General features: G+C 71.8%; 12 protein-coding genes. 11 read left to right on the forward strand and 1 reads right to left on the reverse strand.

What is annotated here, in order from left to right:
* The first annotated feature begins 98 nt into the window (after nt 1-98).
* Together pip and U870_RS0119555 are read left to right on the forward strand one after the other, a co-directional pair.
* Nucleotides 99-1058 carry a prolyl aminopeptidase gene (gene pip / locus U870_RS0119550; protein WP_025159063.1) on the forward strand — a complete coding sequence of 320 codons (960 nt, stop codon included), beginning with the start codon at nt 99-101 and terminating at the stop codon, nt 1056-1058.
* Nucleotides 1055-2245: an amidohydrolase gene (locus U870_RS0119555; protein ID WP_025159064.1), complete on the forward strand. Its 1191-nt coding sequence runs from the start codon at nt 1055-1057 to the stop codon at nt 2243-2245. The genes pip and U870_RS0119555 overlap by 4 nt, the downstream gene beginning before the upstream one ends.
* 198 nt (nt 2246-2443) lie before the next feature.
* Here U870_RS0119555 and U870_RS0119560 read toward each other — a convergent pair whose 3' ends face one another.
* Nucleotides 2444-3292: a glycosyltransferase gene (locus tag U870_RS0119560; RefSeq protein ID WP_025159065.1), complete on the reverse strand. Its 849-nt coding sequence runs from the start codon at nt 3290-3292 to the stop codon at nt 2444-2446.
* A gap of 236 nt (nt 3293-3528) precedes the next feature.
* On the opposite strand from U870_RS0119560, the gene U870_RS0119565 reads away from it, so the two are divergent.
* The 9 genes from U870_RS0119565 to U870_RS0119605 all read left to right on the forward strand — a co-directional run bounded on the left by U870_RS0119565 (nt 3529) and on the right by U870_RS0119605 (nt 17074).
* On the forward strand, nt 3529-8031 hold the full coding sequence (locus tag U870_RS0119565; RefSeq protein ID WP_029947895.1) for a DUF4082 domain-containing protein: 4503 nt from the start codon (nt 3529-3531) through the stop codon (nt 8029-8031).
* 67 nt (nt 8032-8098) lie between these two features.
* On the forward strand, nt 8099-9181 hold the full coding sequence (locus U870_RS0119570) for a Gfo/Idh/MocA family protein (RefSeq protein WP_025159067.1): 1083 nt from the start codon (nt 8099-8101) through the stop codon (nt 9179-9181).
* A complete protein-coding gene (locus tag U870_RS0119575) occupies nt 9178-10170 on the forward strand; it encodes an NAD-dependent epimerase/dehydratase family protein (protein ID WP_025159068.1) in 993 nt (330 codons plus the stop codon). The genes U870_RS0119570 and U870_RS0119575 overlap by 4 nt, the downstream gene beginning before the upstream one ends.
* Nucleotides 10170-11306 carry a DegT/DnrJ/EryC1/StrS family aminotransferase gene (locus U870_RS0119580; RefSeq protein ID WP_025159069.1) on the forward strand — a complete coding sequence of 379 codons (1137 nt, stop codon included), beginning with the start codon at nt 10170-10172 and terminating at the stop codon, nt 11304-11306. Before U870_RS0119575 ends, U870_RS0119580 begins: the two co-directional genes overlap by 1 nt.
* Before the next feature lie 235 nt (nt 11307-11541).
* A complete protein-coding gene (locus tag U870_RS0119585; protein ID WP_025159070.1) occupies nt 11542-12186 on the forward strand; it encodes a NeuD/PglB/VioB family sugar acetyltransferase in 645 nt (214 codons plus the stop codon).
* Entirely contained in the window at nt 12183-13220 is a 1038-nt protein-coding gene (locus U870_RS0119590; RefSeq protein ID WP_025159071.1) for a glycosyltransferase family 2 protein, read from the forward strand. The genes U870_RS0119585 and U870_RS0119590 overlap by 4 nt, the downstream gene beginning before the upstream one ends.
* A complete protein-coding gene (locus tag U870_RS0119595) occupies nt 13217-14707 on the forward strand; it encodes a lipopolysaccharide biosynthesis protein (protein WP_025159072.1) in 1491 nt (496 codons plus the stop codon). Before U870_RS0119590 ends, U870_RS0119595 begins: the two co-directional genes overlap by 4 nt.
* A 169-nt stretch (nt 14708-14876) precedes the next feature.
* On the forward strand, nt 14877-15983 hold the full coding sequence (locus U870_RS0119600; protein ID WP_025159073.1) for a DegT/DnrJ/EryC1/StrS family aminotransferase: 1107 nt from the start codon (nt 14877-14879) through the stop codon (nt 15981-15983).
* Nucleotides 15980-17074, forward strand: coding sequence for a glycosyltransferase family 2 protein (locus U870_RS0119605; protein ID WP_025159074.1), 1095 nt, complete (start codon nt 15980-15982; stop codon nt 17072-17074). Before U870_RS0119600 ends, U870_RS0119605 begins: the two co-directional genes overlap by 4 nt.
* Nucleotides 17075-17076: the final 2 nt, after the last annotated feature.

Genomic DNA, 17076 nt, shown 5'->3' on the forward strand with positions numbered 1-17076 from the left:
TAAGCCCGGCGAGGAGCGGCCCGTCGGTCGCACGCCCGCCTCCGCCACACGGCGCCCGCGACCGGGCGGCGCGGTGAGCGACCGGTAGCCTCGAATGCATGCGCAGTCTGTACCCCGAGATCGAGCCGTACGAGACCGGAATGCTGGACGTCGGAGACGGCCAGCAGCTCTACTGGGAAGCCAGCGGCAACCCGGAGGGCAAGCCGGCGGTGTTCCTCCACGGCGGCCCGGGCGGCGGCACGACACCGACCCACCGGCGTCTCTTCGATCCGGCGAAGTACCGCATCGTCCTGGTCGACCAGCGCGGATGCGGGAAGAGCCTCCCGCACGCCAGCGAGCCCCACGCCGATCTGTCGGTGAACACGACCTGGCATCTGGTGGCCGACCTGGAACGACTGCGCGAGCACCTGGGCATCGATGCCTGGCAGGTCTTCGGCGGCTCCTGGGGGAGCACGCTCGCCCTCGCCTATGCGCAGACGCATCCCGATCGCGTGACCGAGCTGGTGCTGCGGGGCATCTTCACGCTGCGTGCCGCCGAGCTCGACTGGTTCTACGAGGGCGGTGCCGCCGCTCTCTTCCCGGACCTGTGGGAGGGGTTCCTGGAGCCGGTGCCGGTGGAGGAGCGTGGACACCTCATCCGTGCGTACAGCAGACTCCTCGCCGACCCGGATCCCGCCGTGCACGGCCCGGCGGCCATCGCGTGGTCGCGCTGGGAGTCCTCGACGATCACGCTGCTTCCGCGGCCGGAGCTGGTCGAGACCTTCACCGAGCAGGCGTACGCCGTCGCGTTCGCGCGGATCGAGAACCACTACTTCACCCACGGCGGCTGGTTCGAGGACGGCCAGTTGATCCGCGACGCCCCCACGCTCGCCGGCATCCCGGGGGTGATCGTGCAAGGGCGCTACGACGCCTGCACGCCGCCGATGACGGCGTGGGACCTGCACCGGGCGTGGCCGGAGGCCGAGCTGCGCATGATCCCGGATGCCGGGCACGCCTTCGACGAGCCGGGCATCCTCGACGCGCTGATCGAGGCGACCGATCGGTTCGCTGACCGATGAGCGGCGCGGAGAACGGCGTCGTACTGCTGACGAACATCCGGCCGTGGGGAGGCGCCGCCTCCGACCTCCTCATCGAGAACGGGACGATCGCGGCGGTCGAGCCGCACGATCCGGCGCGCCCGGCGCCCGACGAGGGAGAGACGATCGACGGCCGCGGGCTGCTGGCCCTGCCCGGGCTGGTCAACGCCCACGCACACCTCGACAAGAGCTGGTGGGGCCGCGAGTGGGTGCCGTACGGCGGCGAGGCCACCACGCAGGGTCGCATCGCGCACGAGCGCGCGCACCGCGACGAGCTCGGCATCCCGAGCCCGGACAGCACGCTGCAGCTGGTGCGCGCGCTGGTCGCGCAGGGCACCACCGCGTTCCGGTCGCACGTCGACGTCGACCTCGGGGTCGGGCTCCGCGGCATCTCCGTCGTGCGGGACGCCGTCGCCGCCCTGGGCGTGCCGGTCGCGCTGGAGATCGTCGCCTTCCCCCAGGACGGCGTGCTGCGCCGGCCCGGCGTGCTGGAGCTGCTCGACCGCGCGGCCGCCGAAGGTGCGGACCACGTGGGCGGCCTCGACCCGGCGCTGATCGACCGCGACCCGGTGGGTCAGCTGGACGCGCTCTTCGAGATCGCCGACCGCCGTGGTGTCGGCCTCGACATCCACTTGCACGAGGGTGGCGAGCTGGGCGCGTTCGAGTACGACCTCATCCTGGAGCGGACGCGTGCGCTCGGCCTCGCCGGCCGAGTGAACGTGGCCCACGGCTTCGCGATCGGCGATCTCCCGCCGGCCCGGCAGCGGGCACTGGTCGAGGAGTTGCGGGAGGCGGGGGTCTCGATCACGACCGTCGCGCCCATCAACGCATCACGGCTGCCGCTCGCCGACCTGCGGGCCGCAGGAGTGCCCGTGGGGCTCGGCACCGATGGCATCCGGGACCTCTGGGGGCCCTACGGCGACGGCGACATGCTGCGCCTGGCGACCCGGCTGGCCCAGCTGTCGGGCGCGCGACGCGACGAGGAGCTGACCGACATCGTCCGGGTCGCGACGAGCGATGCGGCGGGCTTCGTCGGGCGCCCGGTGCACGACCTCGTGGCGGGCGCGCCGGCGGACGTGGTGCTGGTGGACGCGCAGAACGTCCCGGAGGCGCTGGTGATCGCGCCCGCTCGCGAGCTGGTCGTTGTGGGCGGCCGCCGCGTCGCCTGACGTCGGTCGCCTCCCCCTCCCCTCCGCCTCCTCCTGTCCCCTCCGCCTCCTCCCTCGGCTACCCGCACCGCCGCTCGGGTGGATCCGGAGTTCTCGGGCGACACGCCGCTCAGTTCGCCGTCGCAACGGTGAATCCCGGGGATCGAGACGAGATCTCCGGAATTGCTCGCGTGGCCAGCGGGGGTCGGGACGGGGCGGTCAGCGGGTGGGGGCGGGAGTGCGCGTGCTGGGGTCGCGCGACCACTGGGTGGCGTCGGTGCGGCGCGACCGCACACGTGAGATCTGGGTGAGCGCGGCGTAGCAGAAGGCGTCGACGGCCGACCGAGGCCCTTTGGCGCTGTGCAGGATGGCCTGGGCGCGCTGGGCGGACTGCTCGCTCAGGGAGACGCCCAGGTCGAGCTGGCCGCGACGGTGGCGCGTGATCACGGCCAGCAGCGCCTTCGTCGTGCGGGGGACGCGGACGAGCATGGGCGGGGTGTCGAGCACGGCCTTCTCCTCGTCGGCGAACAGCTGGTGGATCCAGGAGTCGTCGTTCACGATGTCCGGGAAGCGCTCGAAACGGGCGTGCCCGGCCTCGGAGAGGGCGTAGCCGCCGGCGCCCCAGAGGCGCACGCCGGTCTCGGGGATGCGCGCGCGGGCGCGATAGTAGGCGCGGACGGGGAAGGTCGCGTCGTGCACGTCCTCCACGGACGCGGGCCGGGCGGCCAGCGGTCCGCCGTCGATCGAGAGCTCGTGGAGTACGGCGGCGACGGCCTCCGGCTCGATCTGGATGTCCGCGTCGAGGTAGAGCCGCGGCCAGCGTCCGGTCGCGCGGTCGCCGACGTTCATCGCCGCAACCTTCGATGCGGTCTCGATCTCGAGCACGGTGACGCCGGGATAGCGCCGGGCGATGTCGGCGGTGGAGTCGGAGCAGCCGTTGCACACGACGAGCACGTCCACCGTGCCGCTCGCGGCCACCGGCCGCAGCTTCTCGAGGGTGCGTGCGATCACCGCCTCCTCGTCGTGCGCCGGGACGATGACCGCCCCGCTCACCGTGCGGATGTCCACGGTTCCCCTTCCGTGCCTGGCTTTCAGAGACCGACCGACCATCCAAGAGTCGAGGATTAGTCAGTTATGCTGTCATCGTACCGCGTCGGGATGTTCCCGATCGTCCCCCGTTGGGGGGTGCGCAGTCCCGGCGAAAATGTGACAATCTCTCACATGTGAGTAAAGCTCAGTCTATGTGGTTGCGCGACACGCGCTCGGGACGGCGTCCCTCGCCGCTCAGCGTCGCGGCGGCAGCGATGGTGGTCGTGCTCGTGGCCTGGATCGCGATCGCCGCCGGGCAAGCCGCCCGGGCCGCGAACGGCTGCGGCACCGCAGCGAACCCCATCGTCTGCGAGAACGCCCTCGCCGGCACCGACCCCTCGGTCTGGGACATCAGCGGTGCGGGCGACCCCAGTATCCAGGGCTTCTCCACCGACATCAGCGTGAACGTGGGCGGCACCATCGGCTTCAAGATCGACACGAACGCCCGCGCGTACAGCATCCAGATCTTCCGCACCGGGTATTACCAGGGGCTCGGCGCCCGCAAGATCGCCGATGTCACACCGTCGGCGACGCTCCCGCAGACCCAGCCCCAGTGCGTCACCGACGCGACGACGGAGCTCTACGACTGCGGGAACTGGGCCCAGTCGGCCTCCTGGACGGTACCGACGGATGTGGTCTCGGGTGTGTACATCGCCCTGCTGACCCGCAGCGACACCGGGGGCAAGAGCCAGATCACCTTCATCGTGCGCAACGACGCCTCGACGGCGCCGGTGCTCTTCCAGACCTCCGACCCCACCTGGCAGGCCTACAACACCTACGGCGGGTCCGACTTCTACCAGGGCGCCGCGAACGGGCGCGCCTACAAGATCAGCTACAACCGCCCGGTGGTCACCCGCGGCGACAACAGCGGACGCGACTTCTACTTCGCCAACGAGTATCCGGAGGTCCGGTTCCTCGAGAAGAACGGCTACAACGTCGCGTACATGGCCGGGGTCGACACGGACCGCTACGGCTCGCTGCTGAAGAACCACAAGGTCTTCCTCTCCGTCGGCCACGACGAGTACTGGTCCGCGAACCAGCGCGCCAACGTCCTCGCGGCGCGCGATGCGGGCGTCAACCTGCAGTTCCTCTCCGGCAACGAGATGTACTGGCACACCCGGTACGAGAACTCCGTCGCCGGCACCCCCACCGCCTATCGGACGCTGGTGTCGTACAAGGAGACCTGGGCCGACGCCAAGATCGACCCGACGCCGGAGTGGACCGGCACCTGGAGGGACCCGCGGTTCGCCTCCCAGGCCAACGGGGCGGGGATTCCCGAGAACGCGCTGACCGGCACGCAGTACATGTCCAACTTCAGCGACCTCGCGATCACCGTCACCGCGGCTCAGGGAAAGACCCGGCTCTGGCGCAACACCGGGCTGTCCGGCATGGCGGCCGGCGCGACGACCGCGCTCGCCCCGCACACCATCGGCTACGAATCCGACGAGGACGTCGACAACGGCTTCCGGCCGTCCGGACTCGTCCAACTGTCGACGACCACGGGCGCGGTGCCCCAATACCTGCTCGACTACGGCAACACCGTGGTGCCCGGAACGACGACGCACCACGTCACCCTCTACCGTGCGGCCAGCGGCGCGCTCGTCTTCTCGGCCGGAACGATCCAGTGGTCGTGGGGCCTGGACCAAGAGCACGACGGCGACGGCGCCCCCGCGGATGTGCGGATGCAGCAGGCGCAGGTCAACCTCCTGGCCGACATGAGCGCCCAGCCGGGCACCCTGATGAGCGGCCTCGTCGCCGCGACCAAGTCGACCGACACCACCCCGCCGACCGTGACCGTCTCGACCCCGGCCGCCGGGGCCTCCATCGCCAACGGCGCGAGCGTCACGGTCACCGGGACGGCCAGCGACGTGGGCGGGGTCGTCGCGGGCGTCGAGGTCTCGACCGACGGCGGCACGAGCTACCACGCGGCCACCGGCACGACGAGTTGGACCTACACGTACATCCAGCAGGGATCCGGGTCGCAGCCCATCATGGTCCGGGCGATGGACGACAGCGGCAACTACGCCGCGACGCCGACCAGCCGCTCTGTGACCGTCACCGGGCCGTACACGGTCTTCGGGACGGCGGCGCCGGCGACCGCGGACGCGGGCGACGCGACCCCGATCGAGGCCGGTCTGCAGTTCACCCCGAACCAGGACGGCTTCATCTCCGGCGTGCGCTTCTACAAGGCGAGCACGAACACGGGCACCCACACCGGCTCGCTGTGGGACGCGAACGGCAACCGGCTGGCGACCGTCAGCTTCCAGAACGAGACGGCGAGCGGATGGCAGACGGCGAACTTCAGCCCGGCCGTCGCCGTCGCCTCCGGCACCAAGTACGTGGTGTCGTACACCGCGCCGAGCAGCCATTATTCGGCCACGAACGAGTCCTTCTACTACCGGGGGATCACGGCAGGTCCGCTGACCGTCGCGGGAGGATTCGGGGCCGCCGGCGCGGGTGTCTACTCGACCGCGCCCGGCCAGTTCCCGACGTCGAGCTATGACTCCGCCAACTACTGGGTGGACGCGATCTTCACCACCACCGACAGCTCCCCGCTGACGGCGTCGGGTCAGTTCCCGCTGCCGGGCTCCTCCAGCGTTCCCACGGCGTCCACCATCGGCGCTGTCTTCTCGAAGCCGGTCACCGCCTCCACGATCGCCTTCACGGTCAAGGACCAGCTCGGCAACCCCGTCGCCGGTACGGTGTCGTACGCCTCGGCGACGCGCACCGCGACCTTCACGCCGTCCGCAGCGCTGAACGGCTTCGTGCAGTACTCCGTGACCCTCACCGCGAAGGACACCGGAGGGACGACCCTCTCCAGCGGAGGGACCTGGAGCTTCACCACCGTCAAGCCGGACCCGGCGCCCGGGACCTGCCCGTGCGGTCTGTTCACCGACTCGACGACGCCGAGCATCCTGCAGTTCTCCGACAGCCCGGTGACCCTCGGCGTGAAGTTCCAGAGCTCCGTCGCCGGCACCATCTCCGGCGTCAAGTTCTACAAGAGCGCGGGCAACACCGGCACGCACACCGGCTTCCTCTACACGGCGACCGGAGGGCTGCTGGCGAGCGCGACCTTCAGCGGCGAGTCGACCTCCGGCTGGCAGACCGTGACGTTCTCGAGCCCGGTCGCCATCTCCGCCGGCACGACCTACGTCGCCGCCTACAGCTCGCCGACCGGCACCTACTCGGTGACACCGGGCGACTTCAGCGGCTCCGGCATCTCGCGCAGCCCGCTCAGCGCGGGGACGAACGCCGGTGCATACACCTACCCCACCGGGTTCCCGGCGAGCAGTTCCACCTCGAACTACCTGGTCGACGTCGTGTTCAACAAGCAGGCACCGTCGATCGCGGTGAGCTCGCAGACGCCGGCCGGCGGCGCGACGGAGGTGGCGACGAACACCCCGATCTCGATCACGTTCACGGCGCCGATCACGAACACCGCCGGCTACAGCGTGACCAGCGGATCCACCGCCATCGCGGGCGCGACGAGCCTGTCGGCCGACGCGAAGACCCTCACCTTCACGCCGTCCGCCGCGCTCCCCGCCGGAGCGACGATCGCGGTGAGCGTCTCCGGTGTCGTCTCGACAGACGGGGCGACCCTGCCCACCCAGAACTGGTCCTTCGCCACCGCATCCGCGGCCCAGCCTACGACCTACTCGTTCTTCGGCAGCAGCACCCCGGCGACCGCCGCGGCGACCGACGACTCCTCCGCCGTGGAGCTCGGGATGTCGTTCTCCAGCTCGCAGGCGGGGACCGTGACGGCCATCCGCTTCTACAAGGGGGCGACGAACACCGGTACGCATACCGGGTCGATCTGGGACGCGAGCGGCAACCGCCTCGCCACCGTCACCTTCACCGGCGAGACGGCGAGCGGCTGGCAGACGGCGCAGCTGAGCACCCCGCTGGCGCTCACGGCCGGGACCACCTACGTCGTCTCCTACCTCGCGCCCAAGGGCAACTACTCGTATACCACCAACGACTTCGCCACGGCGAAGACGGCGGGTCCGCTGACAGCGGGCACCACCGCGAACGGCCGGTACTTCTACGGCTCGGCGGGAGGCTTCCCGACCTACACCTACAACGCCACGAACTACTTCGTCGACGTGGTGTTCGCCCCGGCCTCCGGCGGCACGAGCGGCTCCGGCGGCTCGACCGGCACCACCGGCGGGTCCACCGGCACGACGGGCGGGTCCACCGGGAGCGGATCGGGCACAGGGAGCGGCACCGGCACGGGCGGCACGACGACGCCGGCCTCGACGACCCTCTTCTCCGACGCCTCGGTGCCGGCCTCGACCACGTGGCCGGACGGCAGCCCCGTCCAGCTCGGCGTGCGCTTCAGCTCGTCGACGGCCGGGACGATCTCCGGCATCCGCTTCTACAAGGGTGCAGGGGACACCGGAACGCACACGGCCACGCTGTGGAGCGCGACGGGTCAGGTGCTCGCGACCGCCGCCTACACGGCGGAGACCGCGAGCGGCTGGCAGGAGGTGACGTTCGCGACCCCGGTCACCATCCAGGCCGGTGTCGAGTACCGCGCCTCGTATCACACCACGGCGTCCACCTACGCCGTGACCGTCGGCGGGCTCGCGTCGACGGTCACGAGCGGGGCGCTGACGATCCCGGCGAACGGCGGCGCGTACTCGTACTCGACCGGCTTCCCGGATCAGGTGGTCGCCCACAACTACTGGGTCGACATCCGCTTCACCCCGTCGTCCTGACGACGGATCCCGCATCCGGCCGTACCCGAAGCGGCCGGAGCAGACAGAAAGGTGCTGGGGGCACGACATGACAACACGACTGCGCATCGCCGTCATCGGCGCCGGGTACTGGGGCCCGAACCTCGCCCGGAACTTCCGCGGCAGCCCGGACTGGGAGCTCGTCACGATCTGCGATCTGGACGCCTCGCGCGCCCGCCGCGTCGCCGACCAGGTCGGGCTCGACCGTATCGACACCGACCTCGCGACGGTGCTCGCCGATCCGGGTATCGACGCGGTCGCCATCGCGACCCCGGCCCGTACCCACCACGACATCGCCCGCGCCGCCCTCGCGGCCGACAAGCACGTGATGGTCGAGAAGCCGCTCGCCGACACCGGCGAGCGCGGACAGGCCATGGTCGCCGCCGCCCGTGAACGCGGTCTCGTGCTCATGGCCGACCACACCTACTGCTACACGCCCGCCGTGCTCAAGATGCGCGAGCTGATCCAGGAGGGGACGCTCGGCGAGATCCTGTACGTCGACTCCACCCGCATCAACCTCGGTCTCGTGCAGCCGGACGTCGACGTGTTCTGGGACCTCGCGCCCCACGACCTCTCCATCATCGACTTCATCCTCCCGGGCGGCCTGCGGCCCAGCACGGTCTCGGCCCACGGGGCGGACCCGCTCGGCGCGGGCAAGTCGTGCGTCGGCTATCTGATGATGCCGCTCGCCGGCGGCGCGATCGCCCACGTGCACGTCAACTGGCTCAGCCCGACCAAGATCCGTCAGATGATCGTCGGCGGCACCAAGCGGACCCTGGTCTGGGACGACCTCAACCCGCAGCAGCGGCTCAGCGTCTACGACCGCGGCGTCGACCTCGACCTGCAGGCGATCGACGGAGCCGAGCGTCGCGACGCGACCGTCTCCTACCGCCTCGGCGACACCTGGTCGCCGGCGCTCCCCGAACGCGAAGCGCTCGGGGCGATGGCGCAGGAGTTCGCGGACAGCATCCGCGAGGCCCGTGCGCCACGCACCGACGGTCGCGCCGGACTCCGCGTGCTCTCGGTGCTCGAGGCCGCGACGCGGAGCCTCGCCGGAGGCGGAGCCGTCACGCCCGTCGACGACCCCATCGACCTCGCGACCGAGCTCGAGCTGGCGGGAGGCGCGCGATGACCGCCCTGCAGGGAGCGAACGTGCTCGTCACAGGTGGCGCCGGGACCATCGGCTCCACCATCGTCGACCAGCTGCTCGACGCCGGAGCCTCCCACATCGACGTCCTGGACAACCTGGTCCGCGGTCGCGTCGCCAACCTGGAGGGCGCCCTGGCCTCGGGCCGCGTCACTCTGGTCGAGGGCGATCTGCGCGACCGCGACCTGGTGCACGACGTGACGCGCGGCAAGGACATCGTGTTCCACGAGGCCGCCATCCGCATCACGCAGTGCGCGGAGGAGCCGCGTCTGGCGCTGGAGGTGCTCGTCGACGGCTCGTTCAACGTCTACGAGGCCGCCGTCGCCGAGCGCGTCGACAAGCTCATCACCGCGTCCAGCGCGTCCGTCTACGGCCTGGCGGAGGAGTTCCCGACCGGGGAGCGCCACCACCATCACAACAACGACACCTTCTACGGCGCCGCGAAGTCGTTCAACGAGGGGATGCTCCGCAGCTTCCGTGCGATGAACGGTCTCGACTACGTCGCCCTGCGCTACTTCAACGTCTACGGACCGCGGATGGACGTGCACGGCCTGTACACCGAGGTCCTGGTGCGCTGGATGGAGCGGATCGCCGACGGCACGCCGCCGCTGATCTTCGGCGACGGGCTGCAGACGATGGACTTCGTGGTCGCCTCCGACGTGGCGCGCGCGAACATCCTCGCGGCGGCGAGCGACGTCCGCGAGGGCGTCTACAACGTCGCCTCCGGCGTGGAGACCAGCCTGCTCGGGCTCGCGGAGGCGCTGCTCGCCGCGATGGACTCCGACCTCCCCGTCGAGCACGGCCCCGAGCGCGCCGTCAACGGCGTGACCCGGCGCCTGGCCGACACGACCGCCGCCGCCCGCGACCTCGGCTTCACCGCCGAGGTGCCGCTGGAACAGGGGCTGCGCGACCTCGTCGACTGGTGGCGCCCGCTCCGCGACGAGATCGCGGCCGGCCGGGAGCTGGTGGCGTGATGGAACGCATCAACGTCATGAAGCCCTGGCTCGGCGCCGAGGAGATCGCCGCGGTCACGGAGGTCATCGAGTCCGGCTGGGTGGCCCAGGGGCCGCGCGTCGCGCGCTTCGAGCAGGAGTTCGCGGAGGCCATGCAGGCCCCGCACGCCGTCGCGGCCTCCAGCTGCACGACGGCCTTGCACCTCGCGCTGGTCGTGGCGGGAGTCGGGCCGGGCGACGACGTGGTCGTCCCGTCCTTCTCCTTCATCGCCACGGCCAACGCGGTGGTCTACGTCGGAGCGCGGCCCGTCTTCGCGGACGTGGACGAGCGCACCGGCAACGTCACGGCCGAGACCCTCGCCGCCGCGCTCACCGACCGCACCCGCGCGGTGATCGTCGTCGACCAGGGAGGAGTGCCCGCCGACCTCGCTCCCATCCGCGCGCTGGTCGACCCGCGGGGCATCGTCGTGGTCGAGGATGCCGCGTGCGGCGCCGGCTCGACGTACCGCGGCCGCCCGGTCGGAGCGACGGCCGACGTCGCCGCCTGGTCGTTCCACCCGCGCAAGCTGCTCACGACGGGCGAGGGCGGGATGCTGACGACCGCGAACGCGGAGTGGGCCGATCGCGCCCGCCACCTGCGCGAGCACGCGATGAGCATCTCCGCCGCCGACCGGCAGGCCAGCCTCCTGGCGCCCGCCGAGCAGTACACCGAGGTCGGCTACAACTTCCGCATGACCGACCTGCAGGCCGCCATCGGCATCGTGCAGCTGGGCAAGCTCCCGGCCATCGTGGAGCGTCGCCGAGAGCTGGCCGCCCGGTACGCGGAGCTGCTGACCGGCCTTCCGGGCGTGCGGCCGGTGACCGACCCCGAGTACGGCACCGGCAACTTCCAGTCGTACTGGGTGGAGGTGCCGGACCGTGAAGGCGTGCTGGCCTCCCTCGCCGAGGCGGGCGTCTCGGCCCGGCGCGGAATCATGGCGTCGCACCGGCAGCCGGCCTACCGTGATCGCGACACCGGTGCGGCGTCGCTCGCCGTCACCGAGCGGCTCACCGATGGCACGCTCATCCTGCCGCTGTTCCATCAGCTGACCGAGGCCGAGCAGGACCGTGTCGCCGACGCGCTCCGCGCCGCCCTCCCCATCGCCTCCCTCGCCTGACCCGCGCCCGCCCTCCTTCCGCTTCGCCGAGGCGGCGAAAAGTGCACGCGAAAACGCCGAGGCGGCGAAGAATTCGCCGTCTCGGCGAGTGCTCCGGCGATGCGGCCCCTGGAGAGGGGGCGACGTGAGGCAAGCTAGTGAGTTATTCTCAAGTATGCGTAGTGAGGATGAATCAGTTACGCGTCCGCGGGGGTCTCGCCCGCGGTGGAGACGGACTTCGAACGGGGGGAGCACCGTGAAAGACCTGCTGTTGCTCGGCGCGAGCGGACTGGCGCGGGAGGCCGCCGCGGCCGCCCAGGCCGGGCACCGCATCATCGGGGTGCTCGACGACGACCCGGCCCTGCGCGGCACGCGCGTCGCCGGCGTCGAGGTGCTCGGCGGCATGGCCCACGCGGCCGAGTACGACGCCGATCTCCTGGTGTGCGTCGGCTCCGGTGCGGGCCGGCGATCGGTGGTCGCGCGGCTCGACGCGCTGGGCGTCGATGCCGGACGGTACGCGACCCTGGTCGATGACTCGGTGCGGATCCCCGACGACTGCACGGTCGGCGCGGGCAGCATCCTGCTCGCGGGCGTGGTGCTCACCGCCGCCGTGACGATCGGGCGCCACGTCGTCGTGATGCCGAACTCCACCCTCACGCACGATGTGCGCCTCGACGACTTCGCCACCCTGACCTCCGGGGTCTCGCTCGCCGGCTCCGTGCACGTGGGGGAGGCCGCCTATCTCGGGATGAACGCCGCGGTGCGGCAAGGGCTCACGGTCGGAGCCGGGGCGGTGATCGGGATGGGCGCAGCCGTGCTCGCCGACGTCCCGGACGGCGAGACCTGGGTGGGCGTGCCCGCGCGCTCGCTGCGCGTCTCGCGCCCGGAGGGACGGGCATGAGCGGCTCGCTCGCACGGGTGACCGTCGTCATCCCGTGCTACAACTACGGCCACTACCTCCCGGCGGCCGTGCGCAGCGCCCTCGAGCAGCCGGGCGTGGACGTGGACGTCATCATCGTCGACGACGCCTCGCCGGACGGCAGCGTCGCCGTCGCCCGGGCGCTGGCCGCCCGGGATCCCCGGGTGCGCGTGATCGAGCACGAGCAGAACCGCGGGCACATCCGCACCTACAACGACGGGCTCGCCGAGGCGACCGGCGAGTACGTGGTGCTGCTCAGCGCCGACGACCTGCTGGCTCCCGGGTCGCTCGCCCGCTCCACCGGGCTCATGCGCCGGCATCCGAGCGTGGGCCTCGTCTACGGGTATGCGCCCGACTTCAGCGATGCCCCTCCGGCGCAGCTGCGCTCCCGTGCCCGCGAGCAGGTGTGGGCGGGCGACCGGTGGCTGCAGCGCATCTGCGACCGCGGCACGAACCTCATCGTCAACCCGGAGGCGATCCTGCGCCGCGATGTGATGGACCGGCTGGTGGGCTACGACCCCGACCTGCCGCAGACCGCGGACATGGAGCTGTGGATGCGTGCCGCCGCGATCTCCGACGTCGGTCGGGTCGCCGGTCCGTACCAGGGCTACTACCGCGTGCACGACACCAACATGCACCTCACCGACTATCGAGGGCTGCTGACCGAGATCCGCGCGCGCCGCGACACGTTCACCGCGTTCTTCGCGGGTCCGGGCGCCGAGTTGCCGCGTGCGCGGGAGCGGTGCGACGCGGCCCACCGCACGCTGGCGCGGGAGGCCGTGCGCCTCGAGCGCGTCGCCCGCAACGGGGAGGGCGGACTCGCGCCCGAGCTCGCCGACGACTTCGCGGCGTTCGCCCTCGAGACCTGGCCGGGGATCACCGGCACGAGACTCTGGCGCGAGACGTCATCGCGGCGCCACCGGCCGGCGGGGACGCTCCGGCGCGCGATCGAGGCCCGGGTCACCGGCCTGAGCGGCGCCCTGCGTTGGCGTCGCTGGAGGCGATACGGCGTATGACCGCTCCGGCTCCCGCTCCCACACCGGCGCCCCAGTCGTCGCGGTCGTCGACCGCGCCGCCCGTTCCGCCGAAGCGTTCGCTCGGCCGTGCGGTCGGCGGCGGGCTCGCCTGGAGCACGGTCAGCAACCTGGTCCTCCGGGTCGGCAGCCTCGCGACGGGCATCGTGCTCGCCCGTATCCTGGCGCCGGAGCAATTCGGCGTCTACGCGGTGGCGCTCACGGTCCAGTCGGTGCTGATGACCCTCGCCGACCTCGGGCTGAGCGCCGACCTGATCCGCTCGCCCGACCACCGGCGTCTCGCCCCGACCGTCGCCTCGCTCGGGCTCACGGTCGGCGGCGCGCTGACCATCGTGATGATCGCCACGGCGCAACCGGTGGCGGACCTGATGGGCAGTCCCGCCGCGTCCGGAGCCATCGCCGTCCTGGCGGTCACCCTCGTGCTCGGCAGCGCGGGAGTCGTCCCGTACGCGGCGCTGCAGCGCCGCTTCGCTCAGCGTCAGCTCTTCGTCATCGCCCTGATCGATTTCGTCGTCGGCACCGGCATCACCCTCGGACTGCTCGCGCTGGGCTGGGGGGTGATGGCGCTCGCCGTCGGCCGGGTGGTGGCCCAGACCGTCACCCTGGTGCTGCAGTTCGTGTTCGCGCGCGAGCGTCCGCGCTACGGCTTCGATCGCTCGGTCGCCCGGGCCGTGCTCGCCTTCGGCATCCCGGTCGCGGGTGCCAATGTGCTCTCCTGGTCGCTGCTCAACATCGACAACGTCGTCATCGCCCACGTCGTCGGTGCGACCGCGCTCGGCTTCTACGTGCTCGCGTTCAACATCTCGAACTGGCCGATGAGTGCCATCGGGCAGATCGTGCGCTCGATCGCGCTGCCGCTGTTCTCGCGGACGGAGGGCGGGGGAGTGCTCCCCGCGACGGCCGCGTTGACCTGGGCGATCGCGCTCCCGGCGGGCGGCTTCCTTGCCGTGCTCGCCGCGCCGCTCATCGTGGTCGTCTACGGGGAGAAGTGGCTCCCGTCGGCGAGCGTGCTGGCGGCGCTCGGGCTGTTCGGGGCTCTGCGCGCGCTGTTCGACCTGTTCGCGTCGTTCCTGCTCGCCTGTGGCGCCTCGCGCGCCGTGCTGTGGACCCAGCTCGTCTGGTTCGTCGCCCTGATCCCCGCGCTGATCGTCGCGACCACGTCGTGGGGGATCGTGGGGGCCGGCTGGGTGCACCTCGGTGTCTCGCTGGTCTTCGTGCTGCCTGCGTACTTCATCGCGCTGCGCCGGGCGGATGTCTCGCTCGTCGGGCTGCTCCGTGCCTGTGTCGTGCCGACCGTCGCCATGCTCCCGGCCGCTGCCGCGGGGCTGCTGGTCGGCTCCCTGCTCCCCGGGGCGCTTCTCGCTCTGCTCGGTGGGGGCCTGGCGGGCGGCATCGTCTACGCGGCGTGCGTGCTGCGCTGGTTCCTGCGCCGTGCGCGGGCGGCGATGGCCGCGGGCCGTGACCGCTGACCGGCGCGAACGCGTTCGGCGGTGCGCCCCGTTAGGGGGCAAGACCATCCGTAAAAAGCGAGGTATTCTCATTCCATAAGAGGTGAGGAAGAGTCACTTAACCCGACCGACCTTCCCGTCTCTTCTGGGGATGCTCGCGTGCCCGACGCGAGAAAGGATCACTGGTCTCATGATCGTCAGTCAGAAGGTTCCCGCTGTCGACCTGGCGTGGCAGCACGCCCAGGTCGCCGACGAGGTCCGCGCCGGCTTCGACCGCGTGCTCGAGACGACGGGGTTCATCCTCGGCGCCGAGGCCGACGCGTTCGAGCGCGCCTACTCCGCGTACTGCGGGGTCGGCCACACCGTCGGCGTCGGCAGCGGAACGGATGCCGTCGAGCTCGCTCTCCGCGGCGTCGGGGTCGGAGCGGGCGACGAGGTGATCATCCCCGCCAACACCTTCGTGGCGACGGCGGAGGGCGTGGCCCGCGCGGGCGGCGTGCCCGTCCTCGTCGACTGCGACGAGGACTACCTCATCGATGTCGAGCAGGCCGCCGCCGCCGTCACTCCGCGGACCCGTGCCGTCGTCGGCGTCCACCTCTACGGCCGGCTCGCCCCGATCGAGCGGCTGCGGGAGGCGGTCGGCGACGGGATCGCGATCGTCGAGGACGCCGCGCAGTCGCAGGGCGCGCGCAGCAGCGTCAGCGGACTCCGCTCCGGCGCGCTCGGCGACGCGGCCGCCACCAGCTTCTACCCCGGCAAGAACCTCGGTGCCTACGGCGACGCCGGGGCGGTCACGACGTCGGACGCCGAGATCGCCGAGCGGGTGCGCCGGTTGCGCAACCATGGCGGCACCGCCAAGTACGAGCACCACGAGATCGGCACCACCTCCCGGCTCGACGGGCTGCAGGCGGTCGTGCTGTCGGCCAAGCTCGCACTGCTCGACGAGTGGAACGGTCGCCGCCGTGCCGTGGCCGCGCGCTACGACGACGCGCTGGCCGAGGTCCCGGGCGTCGTCCTGCCGCGACGCGGACCGGCCGGCGAGCACGTGCACCACCTCTACGTCGTCCGCGTCGCCGATCGCGATCGCATCGTCGCCGAGCTCAACGATCAGGGGATCGGCGCCGCGGTGCACTACCCGGCGCCCGTGCACCGCACCGGGGCGTTCGCGCACCTCGGCGGTTCCCACCCGCGGTCGGAGGCCTACGCCGGCGAGATCCTCTCCCTGCCGATCCATCCCGGACTCGACCTCGATCAGCAGCAGCACGTGATCGACGTCTTCCGGGGGAGCGTGCGATGAGCGCCCCGATCGCGCCGGACCGCGTCGCCCCCGCCCGGCACGCGCCGCTCGCCGCGACCACGGAGCCCACGGTCACCGTGGTCATCCCCTGCTACAACTACGCGGTCTACCTGCCGGACGCCGTCGCGAGCGCGCTCGCCCAGGACGGTGTGCGCGTGGACGTCGTCATCGTCGACGACGCCTCGACCGACGAGTCGTTCGCCGTCGCCCGGGGTCTCGCCCGGTTCGATCCGCGCGTGCGGGTCTTCGCCCACACCGAGAACCGGGGTGCTGTCGCCACCTTCAACGACGGCCTGGCGGAGGCACGGGGCGAGTACGTCGTGCGGCTCGACGCCGACGACCTGCTCACACCGGGCGCGCTCGCCCGCGCCGTGGCGCTGGGCGAGGCGTTCCCCGCTGTCGGCCTCATCTACGGCCACCCGGTGCACTTCAGCGGCGTCGTCCCCACCGCTCATCGTGACCGGGTCAAGGGCTGGGACGTCTGGCGCGGCGGAGATTGGCTCGCCGACCGCTGCCGTCGCGGCGTCAACTGCATCACCTCCCCCGAGGTCGTGCTGCGCCGCAGCGTCGTGGACGCGGTGGGCGGCCAGCGCCCGCTCGCCCACACCCATGACATGGAGATGTGGTTCCGGGTCGCGCGGGCCTCCGATGTCGGCTGGGTCGCCGGTGTGGATCAGGCCTGGCACCGGGAGCACCCTGGCAGCCTCTCCGCCTCCAACGACGTGCTCTCCGACCTGCACGAGCGGGCCCTCGCGTTCGAGGTGCTCTTCAGCGACGGGATGGGCGACGAGGCCGAGAACCAGCGCCTGCTGACCATCGCCGAGCGCGCCCTCGCCGACGAGGCGCTGGCCCGCGCGGCGTCCGCGTACGCGAAGGGTCGTGGCGGCACCCCGGAGACGGAGGCCTACCTGGAGTTCGCCGCCGCGCGGGGGGTCGACGTCGACCGTCTGCCGCACGCCCGCACCGTGGCCCACGCCGAGCGCGTGGGGCCGTCGCGGGCACGGTTCTCCCCGACGATCGTCGCCCGGGCCGGGCTCTTCCGCGCCTCGCGGGAGTTCGGCCGGTTCGCCTGGCGGGCGAGGGGGGTCTGATC

Origin of the sequence: Leifsonia aquatica H1aii (assembly GCF_000633535.1) — a bacterium.
GTDB classification, from domain to species: domain Bacteria; phylum Actinomycetota; class Actinomycetes; order Actinomycetales; family Microbacteriaceae; genus Leifsonia; species Leifsonia aquatica_A.